This window comes from Polyangium sorediatum (assembly GCF_029946465.1).
In the GTDB taxonomy this organism is placed as follows: Bacteria; Myxococcota_A; Polyangia; order Polyangiales; family Polyangiaceae; genus Polyangium; species Polyangium fumosum.
Map to the genome: position 1 here is coordinate 127,775 of NZ_JARZHI010000015.1, position 16,688 is coordinate 144,462.

The window sequence follows — 16,688 nt, forward strand, 5'->3', positions numbered from 1 at the left end:
ACGATCTAGGGCCAGCCGATCGTCATGAACCGGACGCGGCCGGTGCCGCCGATGGCGTCGTCGCCGAAGAAGAGCGAGGTGCCCTCGCGGCCCGCGAACGCAGGGGACACGTCCGCGTTGGCGCCGCCCGTGAGCGCGGCGAGGGCCTTGAGCGGTCCGGGGGGCGCGCCGGGCGAGAGCTCGAACGCGTCGAGGAGCATGCTGTCGCGAAGCACGGAGGTGAGGACGCCGCGGCACTTCGAGGGCCCGCACGCGAGGGCGACGGAGGTGACCGCGCTCTGCTCTTCGCCCCGCACGAGGCGAGGGCTGCCGGCGAGCATGCCGCGCTCATCGAGGATCGCGATGCGTACGCCTGCATCGGATGCTTCGGGTTTCGCGTCGGGGGCGGCCTCTTCGATCCAAGCGACGACCACACGATCGCCGGCGAGCGTGACCGAGGGCGAGCGCGAGTGCGCGGGGGAAGCGTAGAGGCGCGTCTCGGGGCCGACCTTCTGGAGCGTGCGCGTGTCGAGGCGGACGACGTGGATGTCGCCGGCGCCCTCGTCGGGGTTGCTGCGCGCATCCGACCACACGAGGAACGTCTCCTTGCCGCGCACCGCGATCTGCACCTCGGCCGAGTCGCCGGGGGCCTCGGTGATGCGTCGGTCCTGGACGACCTTGCGCAGCGTGCGATCGACGCGCGCGGCGTAGACCTCGGCGTTGCCGTCGCGCGTGTCGACCCACGCGACGATGAAGCCGTCGTCGGTCTTGCCCGGATCCGACGGAGGCGCGTAGGCGACGGCGACGTCGGAGACCTCGCTCGGAACGCCATCCTTGCTCGGCTTGCGCGCGATCGTGGTGAGCGGTTTTTGCGCGAGTTTGTCGCCCTCGGGGCCGAGCTTGGCGATCTGGACCTGCGCTTCGTTCTTGTCGCGTGAGGCCCAGACGAGCGCGCTCTCCTCGGTCTTGCCGCCCGGCGCGGAGGCGATCGCGACGCCGCCGATCGAGAGCGCGCGGCGGGAGAGAACCTGGGTTTTTCCAGGAACGCCGGCCGCGGAGATGGCGCGCACCCCGACGGTGGCGAGCGGGTCGTCCTTGCGCGCAGGCTTGCCGCCGTCGCGGTCGTTGTTCGCTTCGATGTGGTAGGTGACCCACGCGGCGAGCGAGCCGCCGGAGGGACGCTCCGTCGCGGCCACGCGGGCAAGGTGCTCGCCGTCGTAGAGGGCCGTGACGCCGAGCGGGCGCGGCGGGGTCTCCTCGGGATCCCGCGACGCCGGCGCGCGCCAGGGGCTCTGCCGCACGGGCAAGCCGACCGCCGCGAGTGTCGCGGGCGAGCCCTCGCTCGACGCGAGCATCATGCAAGCGCCGGCGTGGCAGGACAAACTTCGCGTGAGGTAGGGGATGCCCTCGCTGCTCGCGAAGGGCTCGGCGCGCACGGGCTCGGAGGCGCGGATCTGGAGGTCCGGGCCGAAGCGCACGAACGCAGGCCAGATCGGCGCGTCCTTGGGCAGCGGGCCCGCGCCGGTCGAGGCGGGCGCGAGCGTGAGCGCGGCGAAGCCGTCGCCGTCGGCGGTGATGTCGGGCGGGCCGCTCGCGCTGAAGACGAGCGTCGCGCGCTCGGCGCCGAGCTTGCCGTCGGGGTCCATCGTGGCGAGGTGGATGAGGCGTCCATCGCGCGGCGATCGCAGGAGATCCTCCCACGCGAGCAGCGCGCGTTTGCCCGCGCCCGCGCCCGAGACGAGCGAGACGAGCGCCTGCTCGCCGACCGGCGTGGTCGCGCGCTTCGGAGGCGTGACGATCTTGCCGCCGGGCTCGACGGCCGCGACGTACACGCTGGAGTCGATGTTGCGGACGTCGGTCCAGCCGATGAGCGTGCGGCCGCCCGCGAGGCCCACGATGATGTCGTTCTGCGCCGTGGCCTCGGGGTTCACGACGACGGGCGCCGAGACCTTCCCCGAGAGATCGACGTCGGCGTAGAGCACGCGACCGACGCGGCCTTGTTCGGACTCGTTCTGCGCGCCGTTTGCGCCGGCGACGACGCTCGCGATTGCGGCGCCGCGTTCGGTCGCGACGAGATCCCAGCCGAGGGCGTCGTGCGCGAGGACGACGGCGGCGGACGGGGTTTTTCCGGGCGTCACGGGCGCTGCGAGCACGTCGAAGTGGTCGTCGCGCGGCACCTCCCAGACGACGAGCGCCGAGCTCGGGCCCGCGACGATCTCGACCCAGCTCACCTCGTCGGCCGACTGCGCGAGCGTGATGGGCGCGCCGCGCGCGGCCCCCGTCGCGTCGAGGGACAGGATCTTCACCGCGGCGTTGCTCTTCATGCCCTCGACCCACGCGGCGAGGTAGCCGTCGCCGACGGCCTCGATCGCCGCGACGGGGATCTCGGCCGAGGCGGGGCCGACGTCGATGGGCTCGGCCGTCCTGGGCTTCCCTTCCAGCCCGCAAAGGCGCGTGTAGAGGCGGCCGCGCGCGTCGTAGAAGACGAGCGTGTCGTCGCCGCGTCGCGCGACGTACGGCGACGTGTTCTCGTCGTCGAGCCGCGTGAGGACGTACGAGGGCAAGAGCGCAGGGCCCTGGATCGTGACGGCGGGCTTGGGGTTCGTGGTGGGGCCGAGCGTAGGCTTCGGGCGCGACGTGCGCGTCTGCTTCGGAGGTGCGCCGCCGCAACCCGGCGCGAGCGAGGTGAGAGCCACGAGCGAGAGGGCGAACGCAACGCGTGCCGTCGAACTTCGCATGGCCGGACCATGCCAGAGGCGATCGACGCTCGCCAGCGCCGAGGCCCCAGGGCGCCGAACGATTCGGCGCTCTGCGCGATCACGAAGCTAGCTTCGTCTCGAGGGGGAATCGTCCGGGCTTGGCCCCGGTTCTAGGCGGCCTTGTCCGGCCCGCGGAGCGTGGTCTCGAGGGTCGGCGGTTTGTCGAGCAGCGGCGGACCCGACACGGGCAGCCAGACCTCGAAGACCGCGCCGCCCTTTTTCGCCTCGCGGTAGGCGATTTCTCCGCCGTGTTCGAACACGATCCGCTGGACGATCGCGAGGCCGAGGCCGGTCCCCTTCTCCTTGGTCGTCGCGTACGCCTCGAAGAGCCGCGGCACCATCTCCGCAGGTACGCCCGGGCCGTTGTCGCGCACGACGATGCGGACCTTGTTCTCCGCGAGCGGGCCGATCGTCACGAGCACACGCGGGTCGGGACGCACGGCGCTCGCTGCGTCGAGGCCGTTCTGGATCAGGTTCGTCAGCACCTGCACCATCTGATCACGGTCGGCCATCACCTTCGGGATCGGCTCGGACGAAAGCTCGACCCGCCGCGTCCCCGTGCGCTCGACGCCTTCGCCCGCAGAGACGTGCAGCGTGACCACGCCCTTCGCCACGGAGACGAGATCGATCGGCGCAGGGTTCGGCGGGGGCAGACGCGCGAAGCGGGTGAACTCGGTGACGATGTTCGCGATCCGGTGGACCTCTTGCAGCACCGTGACCGTCGCCTCCTCGAAGTACTCGTCGAACGCGGGATCTTCGCGGGCGCGGAGCCTGCGCAGCGTCTCGACGGCGGCGCGGATCGGGGCGAGCGGGTTCTTGATCTCGTGCGCGATCTGCCGCGCGACCTCGCGCTGCGCGGCGATCCTTTCCGTCGCGGCGAGGCGCCTGCGGATCGCGGCGAGCTCGGCGATCGTGTGGTTCCAGGCGTCGGCGAGGTCGGTGAGCTCGCGGCCCCCGCGCCCCTTCACGGTGCGCGGCGCGCCGGCCACGACCTCGCGTGTCTCGCGGGCGAGCTCGACGAGCGGGCGCGAGAGGCTCCGCGCGAGGACGAACGCGATGGCGAGGCCGAGCACGAGCGCGACGGAGCCGGCGAAGAGCATCGCGCGATCGAGCTTCGCGAGCGCGCCGTGGAGCTTGTCGCGCGTGGCGATGGCCACGACGCGCAGGCCCGGGACCTCGACGACGTCGATCGGCCGGACGACCGCGTCGCCCACCGTCTTCACGCGCTCGGGCCCTTCGACGCGCAGCTCGACGCCGTGCGAGGCGCCGATGCGTTCGAGGATCTTGCCGACGCGGCGCGCACCGACGAGCCCGATCTCGACGCCGCCGCCCGAGCGCGCGCAGTGCACTTCGAGGGAAGCCTCGCCACCCTTCGGATCGGGCCTGAGCCGCGGCGCGCCGCCCGTCGGGGATCGCAAGAGCTTCGCGAGATCGGGGGCCTTCGTGCCCGTGCGCGAGACGTCCGAGGCAGCCAGGATCAGGCCCTTGTCGGTGACGAGCACGAGGTCGTCGAGCCCGAGCGCGCGCGCTTGATCGGGGACGAAGTGCCGCATCGAGATCCGCGCGTCCGACTCGATCGCGGCCTCGTCGCCCCGCGCGCGTTCGAGCAGGAGGTGCGCTTTGTCCACGAACGTGTCGTGTGCGCAGAACGGCCCGAGCAACCCTTCGAGTTCGCGCGCCTCCCGCGCGAGCTCGCGACGCACGCCCATCGCGGCGGCCTCGATCCGGTCCTCGAAGTCGCTCTCGATGATCTGACGCGAGGCGTCGCGCAGCGATAGACCCACGAGCGCCGCGGCGAAGATGGCGACGAGGCCGAAGGCGAGGAGCAGCCGGGCAGCGAGGGTCACGGGCGAAGAAGCCTCAGAACGGCCCGCATCATAGGCGCAGCCGCGCTCTCGCGCTGCAACGTCCCTTGCGCGTGAGGCTTCATGCGGCAAAAAATTCTACACCCGCGCCGTAGGGTGCCCCGGGCCGCCGACGTCCACGGAGTTCGGGGTCCGACATCAGCGCAGGGAGGGCTCATCCATGAGGAGACTCGTCGGGTTGCTGCTTCTTTCCGGGATGCTTGTGGGGTGCGGCACGTTCATCGGATCGAACGACGGTGGCCCGACCCGCAGACCTCCGCATCGTCGCGGATACGACAAGCCCTTCGGGACCTCGCCGGACTACAGCACGCCGGCGAAAAACACCGAGGGGGCGGGGGATTCAAGGCGCAGGGGCGGCGAGGGGGCCGGCCATCGGGGCGGGTCCTAGGCCTCGATCGCGAGGAAATGATCCCTCTCCTTGCACCGGAGGCCCCGGCGCTCTTAACCTCGGCGAGCGTTCGCGTGTCGGCTCGCGCCTGCCCCTCGGCCGGAGCGTCGCCCGATCCGCGCCACCCGCAAGCCGCGTCAGACCATGAACTCAAGGCAGCTCGGCCCCCCCGCCGTCGTCCTCGTCGCCGCCGTCCTCTTCGGCATCGGAACGAAGTCTCTCCTCAAGGACTTCACGTCCGAGCTCTTCTACCTGATAGGCCTCGGCGCCGCGGTCGCGATGTTCGTCGCCAGCGCGTCGCAGGGCGCGAACGTCAAGCTCGGCGGGCTCGTCGACGCGCTGAAGGCCGCAGCCCGCGGCAAGAAGCCGGCGTTGCCCGAAGGCGTGACCGGAGAGCTCGCGGACGTCTACGAGGAGATCCAGCGTCTCTCGAAGAAGACCTCGGAGCTCAACGAAGAGGTCGCGAAGCTCGAACAGAACGCAGGCACGAGCAGCGTGAACGTCGACGAGGTGATCGAAGCCCTCGGTCGCGCCGCGTCCGGCGAGCGCGTGCGCGCTCCGGCAGGCGCGAAGCCCGACATGGCGCGCATCTACGCGGAGCTCTCGGGCGTCGCCGAGGTGGTCCGCGACGCGACGAAAGACGCGGACAAGAAGGTCCAGTTCGCCGAGGAGCGCGCGAACGTCGCCGAGCAGCGCGCCGGCAGCGCCGAGCAGCGGCTCCAGTCGCTCGAAGCGCGAATCTCGGCCGCCGAGCAGCGCGCGATCGCCGCGGAGCAAGGTCTCTCCGCCGCCGAGCAGCGCGCGCAGACCGCCGAGCAGCGCGAGACCCAGCGCAAGGGCGAGCTCGCCGAGACGCTCGCGAACGTCGAGGCCGACGTGATCGACGCGGTCCAGCGCGTCGCCGAGGGTGAGCGTGTCCGTCCCCCGCCCGGCGCGAAGCCGGAGGTGGCGCGCATCTTCATGGAGCTCACCTCGATCGGCGAGCGCCTCACCCAGGCCGAGCAGCGCGAGCAGAAGCGCCGCGCCGAGCTCGCCGAGGCGATGCAGATCCTCGAAGGCGAGATCGTCACCGCCGTGCAACGCGCCGGTGAAGGCGAGCGTGTTCGCGCGCCCGTGGGCGCGAAGCCCGAGGTCGCGCGGATCTACATGGAGCTCGCGTCGATCGGCGAGCGCCTCAGCGGCTCGGAGCAACGCGAGCAGAAGCGGCGCGCGGAGCTCGGTGAGGCGCTCGGCGTCATCGACGAGTACCTGCCGCGGCTCGGCGATGGCCTCGGCACCGTGCTCTCCTCGGCCGAGCAGGCGACGGCGCACGCGCGCGACATCAACGCCTCGTTGTCGACCTTCTCGCAGTCGATCGAGATGCTCGCGACGAGCGCGGAAGAGTCCTCGTCGAGCATCCTCGAGATGACGGCGACGAGCGACGAGGTCGCGGAGAACGTCGGTGAGCTCGCGGCGAGCGTGCGCGAGACGGTCTCCTCGATCGAGGAGATGGCCTACTCGATCCGCGAGGTCGCGAAGAACGTCGACGGCCTCTCGCTGACGGCCGAGGAGACGAGCTCCTCGATGAACCAGATGGACGTGTCCATCGATCAGGTTCAGTCGAACGCGAACGAGACGGCGCGTCTGTCCGAGGAGGTCGCCATGGACGCCGAGAAGGGCGCCGAGGCGATCCTGAAGACGATCAGCGAGATCTACCGCATCAAGGAGTCGAGCCAGGAGGCGGTGAGCGTCATCTCGAACCTCGGCTTCCGCATCGAGGCGATCGGCCAGATCCTCGCGGTCATCGACGACGTCGCCGAGCAGACGAACCTGCTCGCGCTGAACGCCGCGATCCTCTCGGCGCAGGCCGGCGAGCACGGAAAAGGCTTCGCCGTCGTCGCCGACGAGATCAAGGAGCTCGCCGATCGCGCGGGCGGCAGCACCAAGGAGATCGCGGACCTCATCAAGACGATCCAGGCCGAGTCGAAGAACGCAATCGCCGCCGTCGAGCGCGGCGCGCACAACGTCGACCGCGGCGTCGAGGTCTCGAACGAAGCCGAGCGCGCGCTGAAGAAGATCCTCGACAGCTCGCAGAAGAGCACGAACATGGTGCGCGCCATCGCGCGCGCCACGGTCGAGCAGGCCAAGGGCTCGAAGCAGGTCACCGACGCGATCGGCCGCATCGCCGAGACCGTGCAGCAGATCGCCGCGGCCACGGCCGAGCAGGCGCGCGGCTCGGAGCTCATCATGAAGAGCGCCGAGAAGATGCGCACGATCACGCAGCACGTGGAGCGTTCGAGCCAGGAGCAGGCCCGCGGCGGCCGGCAGATGACGAGCTCGATCGAGCAGATCTCCGCGATGGTGAACAACCTGAACGCGTCGCAGCGCAACCAGAACCGCGGCTTCGAGCAGCTCCTCGACGCCTCCAAGAAGATCGAGGAGGCGGCGCGCATTCAGGAGCAGACGATGCGCCAGCTCGGCAACGCCGTGGAGCGCGTGCGCCGGAGCATCGGCGCCTGAAGGCACGCGCGGCAGAGCCTCTCGCCGCGCGTTCGCCCGAGGTTTCATGGCAGTCACGATCACGGTGCGGGCATCGGCGACGGGCGACGACCTCGCGCTCACCTTCGACATGCCGCGCGTGTTCATCGGCCGCGGCGAAGGCTCCGATCTCCGCCTCCCCGACCCCAGCGTAAGCCTCCGTCACGCCTCGATCCGGCAACGCGGCCACGAGTACGTGATCGTCGACGAGGGCAGCACGAACGGCACGGCGCTCGGCTCCGTGCTCTTGCCGCCGCAATCGCCGCGTGTCCTCCGATCGGGAGAGCTCTTTCGCCTCGGCCGCGTGTGGCTCGAAGTGAAGATCGATCCGCTCGCGACCGCGCGCGCGACGCCTGCGACGACGAAGGCGCTGGCGCTCGACCTCGTCGCGCGTGGGCTCGCCGCGCAAGGCGAGGACGCGGGGCCGAAGCTCGTCGTCGTGTCGGGGCCCGATGAGGGCAAGACGCTCGCGCTCACGGACGCGGGGAGGCGGTACGTGCTCGGCCGCGCGCGGGAAGTCGACCTCCCGCTCGACGATCCAGACACCGCATTCCGTCACGTGGAAGTGGGCCTCAAGGGCGAGCACCTGCTCGTGCGGGACCTCGGCTCGAAGGCCGCGCTCCTCGAAGGCGCGCCGCTCGGCCCGACCGACGTCACCTGGCGGTCCGGACAAACCCTCGCGATGGGCCGCAATGTCGTGGTGTTCGAGTATCCCGCGGCCGAGGCGCTCGCGGAGCTGTCGCGGTGCGCGGATGAGCCGATGCGGCCCGAAGACGCGCCCCCGCCGCCCATGGCGGAGGACGAGACGCCTTCTGCGGCCGCGGCGCCGGAGCCGACGCCCGTGGAGGACGATGCCTCGCGTCCGCTCCGGCCTCAGCGCTCGGCCACGCCGGCCCCCGAGTCTGGCTGGAGCCTCACCGATGGTGTGGTGCTCCTCTTTGCGGCCTTCGTCCTCGTCCTCAGCGTCATCGGCTTCTTCTGGTTGATCCGGCGTTAGGTCCTTGACGCCGCGCCTCCGTCCGGGCGGGATGATTTGGGGGGGATCGTACGGAGGATGCGATGCGAGCGGTGTGGATGAGCCCGAGTGAGCGCGTTTGCAGCCCCGAGGAGCTGCGGGCCGAGGGGATCTTCGCCGAGGCATTCGATTCAGGATCGATGCAGCCGCTCCTCGAACGCATTCGGGCCGACCGTGGTTTTACCAAGCAGGACGACGTCCGGCTCAGCGTGGCGAACCCGCGCGACGAAGCGACGATCGCGCGCGAGATCGACGAGCATTTGCACATCGGCGCCGAGGTGCGGCTTTTCCTCGAAGGCGAGGGCGTCTACGACGTGCGCGCGGCCGACGAGCGCTGGATGCGCATATGGGTGGGTCCGGGCGACGCGCTCGTGATCCCGGAGAAGCGTTATCACCGCTTCTTGCCGAGCGCGAACGTGTCGCTCCGCTACCTGCAGCCGTACGCGGAGCGCGGGGGCCTCTCGCCGCTCTATCGCGCGTCGAGCGAGGATACACGCGGCGGTTAACGCCGCGTCTTTTTCGACTTTGCGACCTTCTTCGTTTTCGTCTTTTTCGAGCCATCCGCGCCGCCGCGTGCGGCGCGACCTTTCGTCGACACCTTTTCCGCCTTGCCGCGGGCGCGTTTGTCCTGGCCGTTCGTCGACGCCGTCCGGCGGACCTTGCGCTTCGGCGGAGGCGCGCCTTCCTCTTCCACCGCGATCACGCGCCGGCCGTAGATCGAGCGACGTAGCACGGCGACATCCTCGATTTGCACGAGCATCGAGTCGCCGAGCTTGATCTGCTCGCCGCTGCGCGTGCCCGTCACGTAGAGGCCCGTCTCGTCGACCTCGTAGCCGTCGGGGCCGAGCGCGTCGAGGCGCACGAGCACGTCCACGAACGGGCTGTCGATCGCCACGAAGAGGCCCGTGCCCACGACGGCCGTCACCGTGCCTTCGTAGATCTCGCCGATGTGCGCGCGCATGAAGAGCGCGCGGTAGAGGTCGACGACCTCGCGCTCGATGTCCATCGCGCGGCGCTCGCAGTCGGACGCGGTCGACGCGGCGAGGCGCAGCTTTTCCTCGGCTTCGGCACTCGTGTCGATGCGCTCTTTCTGGAGCAGCGCGCGCATCGCCCGATGCACGACGAGGTCCGGATAGCGGCGGATCGGCGAGGTGAAGTGCAGGTACGCCGTCGACGCGAGGCCGAAGTGGCCGCCGTTGCCCACGTCGTAGACCGCTTGTTTCATCGCGCGGAGCAGCAGCGAGTGCAGCACCTGCTTTTGCGGATGGTTCGCGATGCGCTTCAGGAACGTCGCGAGCTTCTTCGGATCCGAGGCGTCTTCGAGCTCGAAGCCCACGTCGAGCGTCTCGCACATCGTGACGAAGCGCTCGAGCCGCTCCGGGTTCGGCGGCGCGTGGACCCGGAAGATCGCCGGCGTGTTTCGTGTCACGAGCTCCCGCGCGACCGTCTCGTTCGCGAGGAGCATGAACTCCTCGATGAGCTCGTACGCCTTCTTCACGCCGGGATCGTGGGCGCGTTTCTCCACGTCGAGCGGCGCACCCGTCTCCACGTCGAGCACGACCTTCGCCTCGGGCAGATCAAAGTCGAGCGCGCCGCGCCGCATGCGCCGCGCGCGGAGCTGCCGCGAGAGCTCCCACAGCACTTCGAGGTCGTCGCGCATCGCCTCGGCGTCGGGGTTCGCCACCGCGTGCTTCGCGAGCCCGAGCGCGCGCGCCACGGCCGGATACGTGAGGGCTGCGCGCGAACGCATGAAGCCTTCGAAGATCCGCGCGCCCAGCACGGTCCCCGTCGCGTCGAGGTCGATCTCCACGCACAAGCAGAGGCGCGTGACGTTCGGCACGAGCGAGCACAGGTTCGAGGAGAGCGCGCGCGGCAGCATCGGGATCGCCCGATCCGGCAGGTAGATCGAGTTGCCGCGCCCCATCGCGCCCGCGTCGAGCGCCGTCCCGGGCCGCACGTAATGCGACACGTCCGCGATCGCGATCCAAGCGCGGTACGAGCCGTCCTCCTTCCGCACGGCCCATACGGCGTCGTCGTGATCGCGCGCGTCCTCCGGGTCGATCGTCGGCAGCGGCAGGTGCGTCAGATCCTCGCGGCCGGCGAGCGCCTCGTGCGGCACCTCGTCGCCGAAGCCCTCCGCCTCCGCGATCGCCTCGGCCGAATGCTCTTCCTCGATCGCCTCGCGCACGAGCACCTTGGCGACCTCCACGTTTGGATCGCCGGGCACGCCGAGCACGGCTTCGAGCACGCCCTCGGGATTCTCGTCGGGCATCTCCGGGAAGCGCGTGATCGTGGCGACGGCGGCGAGGCCGTCTTCGAGCTTCATGCGAGGCTCGGATTTCAGGACGATCGGGCCGCGCAGCCGCGAGTCGTCGGGCTCGATCCACGCGCTCCGCCCGCGCTTGCGCAGGACGCCCGCGACGCGCGTCGTCTTGCGCTTCACCACGCGCACCACCGCGCCCTCGATGCCCCGGCGTGACGTCGTCACCACGCGGATCGCCACCGTGTCGCCGTGCAGCGCGCCGGCCATCGCCTCTTGCGGCACGAAGACGTCGTCGGGCAGGTCGAGCACCGTGACGAACCCGAAGCCGCGCGGGTTCACGTTCAGCGTCCCCTCGTGCTCCTTGCCGCGCCGCTCCTCGCGGGCGCGCGCGACAGCGAGGCGAAAGCGCTGGCCGGGCAAGGCGATGACGCTTCCGTCCCAGCACAGATCGTCGAGCACGCGCCGGAGCGGCTCGTAGGCGCCCTCCGTGAGCCCGAGCCGGCTGGCGATCTCGTGGATGTGCAGCGGGCGACTGTGCTCGGCGAGCACCTCGGCGATGGTTACGCGGCCGATCGACGTCATGGGTCGTGGAGCCCGGAGGCCGGACATTCCTTTCAACTCAACGCTCGAGGCTACGCTCGGACGAGCCGAGCTACGCCCCAAACCCCCTCCTGTTCGCGTCTGGGGGCACGCGGTGAGCGGTTTCCTAGCATGTCCCGAACCAAGCCGGCTGCGAAAGGACGGCGCTTGTGCAAAACATGAGCCGATGCGCACGTTGCCCGTTCTTTTGCTCCGTTTGCCCCTGCTCGTCGCGATCGCCGCTTCGGCTGCGCTCGTCGTCGAGTACACGAACGCGGGCGATCCCGCGTTCTGCGGCGTGACATCGGGCTGCTTCGCGGTGCGCATGTCCCCCTGGTCGCGCCTGTTCGGCCTCGCCCCGCTGCCGAGCCTCGGCCTCGCGGCGTACGCGCTCCTCTTTGGCCTGACCCTCGTCGCTCGGCGCAAATCCCAGCACGTGCTCGTCGCTTCGCTCGCCGTGCCCGGCGGCCTCTTCGCGGCCTTCCTCCTGTGGCTGCAAAAGACCGAGATCGGCGCGTTCTGCGCCTGGTGCGTCGCGGTCGACCTCTCTGCGATCGTCATCGCGTTGACCTCCGTGTGGATCGCGATCCGCGCGTGGAAGGACGAAGGCAGCGTCCTCTTGCCGCAACGCAGGTCCGTCACGACCGCGTGGGTCACGGCCGCGATGCTCGCGGTGGTCGTGCCGTTCGTGTGGGGCCGGTATCCCGTCGAGCCGCCGCTGCCCGCGGTGATTCAGGCCGAGCAAGCCCCGGGCAAGGTCACGATCGTCGGGTTCACCGATTTCGAGTGCCCCTTCTGCCGGCGGATGCACCCCGTGCTGCACGGCGTCGCCGAGAAGTACGGCGACCGCGTGACGCTCGTGCGCAAGATGATGCCGCTCTCGGGCCACCCGGGCGCGGAGCCCGCGGCGCTCGTGTACCTCTGCGTGCCCACGGCAAAACGCGAGGCCGTCGCCGATCAGCTCTACGCAGCCGAACCCGAGCAGCTCACGCGCGAGGCCCTCCCCAAGCTCATCGCTCCGACGGCGGGCCTCGAAGCCGACGCCCTCGCGAGCTGCATGAAGGCGCCGCAAACGATCGCCGATCTGGAGCGGGACAAAAAGCTCTTCGAGGAGCTCGGCGGCCGTGGGCTACCGTTCACGTTCGTAGGGAAACGCGTGGTGCTCGGGTACAACCCCGATCGCGTCGAGATGGCCATGACGCAGGAGCTCGGGGGCGCGCGCCTTTCGCTGCCGCTCTGGAGCATGTTCGTCGTGCTCGGGGCGGCGTTTTTGCTCGCGGCGCTCGTAACGCTGAGGACCTCGGTCGGCGACCTGGACGGAGACGCGCCGCGCAAGGAGCGCTCGCCGTCCGCTTGACGCTGGCCGGGCCGGGCGGATCGGCCTCCCCTTGCAGCGCTGTCCGTGTAACACTTCACCATGGAGACAGATACAGCGACGGGTAGCGTAAGTACGCTGCCCCTCGAGTTCTTCCAGCAGCTCCCGAAGACGGACCTCCACGTCCATCTCGACGGCTCGCTGCGACTCGAGACGATCATCGACCTCGCCAAGAAACACGGCGTCGACATGCCGTCGTACGACCCGGCCGAGCTCCGGCGTGCGATGCGGCTCGGGCAAAACACGGGCTCGCTCGTCGAGTACCTGAAGGCGTTCGACGTCACGCTGCGCGTCCTGCAGACCGAGGAGGCGCTCTTCCGTGCCGCCTACGAGCTCGCCGAGGACGCGGCGCGCGAGAACGTCCGCTACATGGAGGTTCGTTACGCGCCGATGCTCCACACGCGGCTCGGGCTCAAGCTCACGAGCGTCGTCGAGGCGGTGCTCGCGGGCCTGCGCGCCGCGCATGACAACCTCGGCATCGAGAGCGCGGTCATCGTGTGCGGCATCCGCAACATCTCGCCGCACTCCTCGCTGGAGATGGCCGAGCTCGCGGTGGCGTACAAGAACCGCGGCGTCGTCGGCTTCGACCTCGCCGGCGCCGAGTACGACAACCCCGCCAAGCACCACAAGGCCGCCTTCCAGCTCGTCCGCGACAACAACATCAACTGCACGATCCATGCGGGCGAGGCGTACGGCCCCGAGTCGATCGCGCAGGCGATCCACGTCTGCGGCGCGCATCGCATCGGCCACGGCTGCCGCCTGCGCGAGAACGGCGACCTCCTGCATTACGTGAACGATCACCGCATCCCGCTCGAAGCCTGCCCGTCGTCGAACGTGCAGACCGGCGCGGTGCGTGATCTCGCGTCGCACCCGCTGAAGCTCTATTACAACCTCGGTTTGCGCGTCACGGTGAACACGGACAACCGGCTCGTGACGGACACGACGGTGTCGAACGAGCTCTGGCTCTGCCACACGAAGATGGGCATGTCGCTCCGGGACATCAAGACGATCCTCGTCTCGGGGTTCAAGAGCGCGTTCATGCCGTTCCACATCAAGCAGTCGTATCTGCGGCGCGTGACCGAAGAGCTCGAGCGCTTCCAGCCGGATGGGCGCATCCTGCCGGCGCGCAAGCCCGACGCCTCGCGCCACGAGCAGGAGACGTGGCTGCCGCGCGGCGTGGTGCCGCCGGTGAGCTTCGACGTGCAGAAGCCCGCGTCGGAGGTTTCTCCGGTGCACGCCGCCGTCGAGCGCGCCATCGAGGACGGAGCGAACTAGTATCGCGTCCGTGTCCGGCCCACCGAATCCTCCCCGCCCCGCTCCCCTCATCAAGACACGAAAGATCGAGCGCCGCGTCGTCCTCGCGGTGCTCGTGACCGCCGTCATCCCGCTCGTCGCCGCGCTGCTCATGGCGCGGGCGATGGTGGCCCGCGTCAGCGCGACCGCGTTTCAGCCGGAGTTCGGCGCGCACCTCGACCGGGCGCTCGGCGTGTATGCGGACCTCGCCAAGACGATCAAACAAGGCATGCGATACGAGGCCGACGCCATTGCGATGCGGCCGGAGCTTTCGCGCGTGGCGAAGGCGGGGGAAGGGGAGCGGGTCGCCGCGGAGCTCGCGCGCGAATTCGCGGCGCATCCATCGCTCGTCTCGCTCAAAATCGAGGATGCTTCGGGGGCGCTCCTCGGCAAACACGAGCGGGAGCGGCCCGTGGATCCGGCCGCCGAGCGCACGTTGCTCGTGCGCAGGCCGCTCGGCGAGGCCTCCGAGGACGAGGGCCCTTTCCTCGTCGCCACGTTTGCCGCGCCAAACGCGCGGTTTGCCGAGATGGAATCCGCGCAGGAGTTCGTCCAGGCCTATCATCAGATCGAACGACATCACCGCGAGGAGTACGTCGATCGGACGTATACGCGGGCGTTTGGCCTTTTGTTTGGTCTCTTGATCTTGCTCGCCGCGCTCGCCGGCATCGTGGTCGCGCGGCCGGTAACGCGGCGGATCGCCGAGCTCGCGGCGGCGACGCGGCCCGTGGCAGCGGGTGATCTGACGGTGCGGGTCGCCGTGACGGGGGACGACGAGGTCGGCGACCTCGGGCGCGCGTTCAATCGAATGCTGGAGGAGCTCGACGAGAGCCGCGCCCGGGTCGAGTTTCTGCGCCGCATGAGCGAATGGCAGAAGATGGCGCGGCACCTTGCGCACGAAATCAAGAATCCGCTCACGCCGATCCAGCTCGCCGTGCAGGAATGCCATCGCCGCTATGCCGGCGACGACCCTGATTACCGCCGCATCGTGCAGACCACGCTGGAAGTCGTCGAGGAGGAGGTGGGCACGCTCCGCCGCCTTGTCGGTGAGTTTTCGAGCTTCGCGCGGCTGCCGCGGGCGGACCTCGCGCCCGTCGACCTCGGCTCCTTCCTGCGCGAGCAACGCGACCATTTCTCGGCGCGGACGGAGGGGGGCAGGACCTTCGACGAGGAGGCGCTCCTCTCGAAGGTCGATCTCCGCTTCGACGTGCCCGAGGGCTCGATGCCCGCGGTCCTCGATCGGGAAATGCTCCACCGCGTGCTCACGAACGTCGTGCAGAATGCGGCGCAGGCGCTCCGGGATGCGCGCAAGCGCGCCGGCAAGAGCGAGGGCTCCTGGGGGCGGGTCGTGGTCGCGGCGCGGGCCGTGGGCGGCTCGTACGTCGTCGACGTGGACGACGACGGGCCGGGCATTTCGGCCGAGGTGCGCGACGTCCTCTTTGATCCTTACGTGACGACGAAGCGCGACGGCACGGGGCTCGGGCTCACCATCGTGAAGAAAATCGTCGTCGATCATGGAGGGACGATCGAGGCCACGACGTCGCCGCTCGGGGGTGCGCGCTTTCGAATCCGGCTGCCCCGCGCGGACAGCGCCGAGGCGCGCGCTGCGGTCGAGCGGTCCCTCGCTGCGGACGAGGAAGAGGCGCGGTCTTCTTGAGGCGGTGCGAAGCGTCGTGCACGACGGCGACACCCTGCGTGGCACGGCCGCTGCAATGGGCACCCGTTCATGGCGCCCTGGCTCCGTATCGTTCTTTGGGTGGTGGCGATCGTGGCCCCGGGTGGATTCGCGCTCTTGCCTTTCCTTGCGGGTGAACACGTCAAGCGGAGGCGCGACGAGCGGTCGCGCGCCCTTGCTGCCTCTTCGGTCAAGGCTGGGCACTAGCGCGACATTCGACGGGGACGGCCTCCAAGCGAGCTCGACTTTTTGCCTCGTGGCTGCGGTCGAGCTGGGCGGGCCGAGCATCGGAGAAATGGGCGTCGGGCCATTGCTCATTGCTTGACGAAGAGGACCGATGAACAACGAGGCAGGGACGAAGACGCGTTCGCCGCTCCGCACGTTGCGCCTGGGCACGGTGACGGCGGCATCGGCCGAGACGGCGCAGCCCGTATCCGAGCGGTATGCGCCTCGGTCCGCGATGCGCCCGATGGCGCCGGATTATTTCTCGATTCCGCCCGAGCCCGCGGGCGTGGTGCATGTGCTCTCGACGGAGCCGCGCTCGGCCCCCGGGAGCCGGAGGCTCCGGACGCCGCTCGACGAGATGAACGAAATTCTCCGAAAGATGGAGATTCGCGAACTCGGGGATGTCCTCCTTCATGCGCAACGATTGCTCGCTTCGCGCGGCAAGGCGCCCGACCCGGACGTGATTTCCTCGATCCTCGCGGCGATGGGGCGGCTCTACGGGGCGTATCGCAATGCGCCCGGCGTGCCCATGCCGATTTTGCGCGGTGCGCTCTCGGACATCCCGCGCAAGCTGGTCGACGACGCGTTGCTCGAAGCCGAGGCGCGGCGTATGCTTCGGCTCGTCGTGGTCTCGCCGCTGACGCCCTTCGTCGAGCGGGCGGCGGGCATTCATGATCCGCGCCGCGGGCTCCTGTATTTCGTCTCGGCGCCGGACGGCACCCCGCGCGAGCCCGAGCCCATGCGGAGGCGTTGAA

Annotated in this window: 10 protein-coding genes; 7 read left to right on the forward strand and 3 right to left on the reverse strand. The window is 69.9% G+C overall.

Annotated elements, in window-relative coordinates:
* Positions 1–5: 5 nt before the first annotated feature.
* A complete protein-coding gene (locus QHF89_RS19065) occupies positions 6–2,717 on the reverse strand; it encodes a TolB family protein (protein WP_136969038.1) in 2,712 nt (903 codons plus the stop codon).
* Positions 2,718–2,848: 131 nt separating this feature from the next.
* Positions 2,849–4,585 carry a sensor histidine kinase gene (locus QHF89_RS19070; RefSeq protein ID WP_284720677.1) on the reverse strand — a complete coding sequence of 579 codons (1,737 nt, stop codon included), beginning with the start codon at positions 4,583–4,585 and terminating at the stop codon, positions 2,849–2,851.
* Positions 4,586–5,135: 550 nt separating this feature from the next.
* Between QHF89_RS19070 and QHF89_RS19075 the strand changes: the two genes are divergently transcribed.
* The 3 genes from QHF89_RS19075 to QHF89_RS19085 all read left to right on the forward strand — a co-directional run bounded on the left by QHF89_RS19075 (position 5,136) and on the right by QHF89_RS19085 (position 9,029).
* Positions 5,136–7,490, forward strand: coding sequence for a methyl-accepting chemotaxis protein (locus tag QHF89_RS19075; RefSeq protein ID WP_284720678.1), 2,355 nt, complete (start codon positions 5,136–5,138; stop codon positions 7,488–7,490).
* A gap of 46 nt (positions 7,491–7,536) precedes the next feature.
* Positions 7,537–8,505 carry an FHA domain-containing protein gene (locus tag QHF89_RS19080; RefSeq protein WP_136969036.1) on the forward strand — a complete coding sequence of 323 codons (969 nt, stop codon included), beginning with the start codon at positions 7,537–7,539 and terminating at the stop codon, positions 8,503–8,505.
* Positions 8,506–8,567: 62 nt separating this feature from the next.
* Positions 8,568–9,029: a 1,2-dihydroxy-3-keto-5-methylthiopentene dioxygenase gene (locus QHF89_RS19085; RefSeq protein ID WP_136969035.1), complete on the forward strand. Its 462-nt coding sequence runs from the start codon at positions 8,568–8,570 to the stop codon at positions 9,027–9,029.
* Here the strand turns inward: QHF89_RS19085 and rnr are convergent.
* A complete protein-coding gene (rnr, locus tag QHF89_RS19090; RefSeq protein WP_284720679.1) occupies positions 9,026–11,368 on the reverse strand; it encodes a ribonuclease R in 2,343 nt (780 codons plus the stop codon). The two genes, QHF89_RS19085 and rnr, sit on opposite strands and share 4 nt — an antisense overlap.
* A gap of 184 nt (positions 11,369–11,552) precedes the next feature.
* On the opposite strand from rnr, the gene QHF89_RS19095 reads away from it, so the two are divergent.
* The 4 genes from QHF89_RS19095 to QHF89_RS19110 all read left to right on the forward strand — a co-directional run bounded on the left by QHF89_RS19095 (position 11,553) and on the right by QHF89_RS19110 (position 16,687).
* Positions 11,553–12,722, forward strand: a complete 1,170-nt coding sequence (locus tag QHF89_RS19095) for a vitamin K epoxide reductase family protein (RefSeq protein ID WP_284720680.1) — start codon at positions 11,553–11,555, stop codon at positions 12,720–12,722.
* Between the two features lie 60 nt (positions 12,723–12,782).
* Positions 12,783–14,015, forward strand: a complete 1,233-nt coding sequence (add, locus tag QHF89_RS19100; protein WP_136969033.1) for an adenosine deaminase — start codon at positions 12,783–12,785, stop codon at positions 14,013–14,015.
* 10 nt (positions 14,016–14,025) lie between these two features.
* On the forward strand, positions 14,026–15,690 hold the full coding sequence (locus tag QHF89_RS19105) for a sensor histidine kinase (protein ID WP_284720681.1): 1,665 nt from the start codon (positions 14,026–14,028) through the stop codon (positions 15,688–15,690).
* A gap of 355 nt (positions 15,691–16,045) precedes the next feature.
* Complete coding sequence (locus tag QHF89_RS19110; RefSeq protein ID WP_136969032.1) at positions 16,046–16,687, forward strand: hypothetical protein; 642 nt, start codon at positions 16,046–16,048, stop codon at positions 16,685–16,687.
* Position 16,688 lies beyond the last annotated feature (1 nt).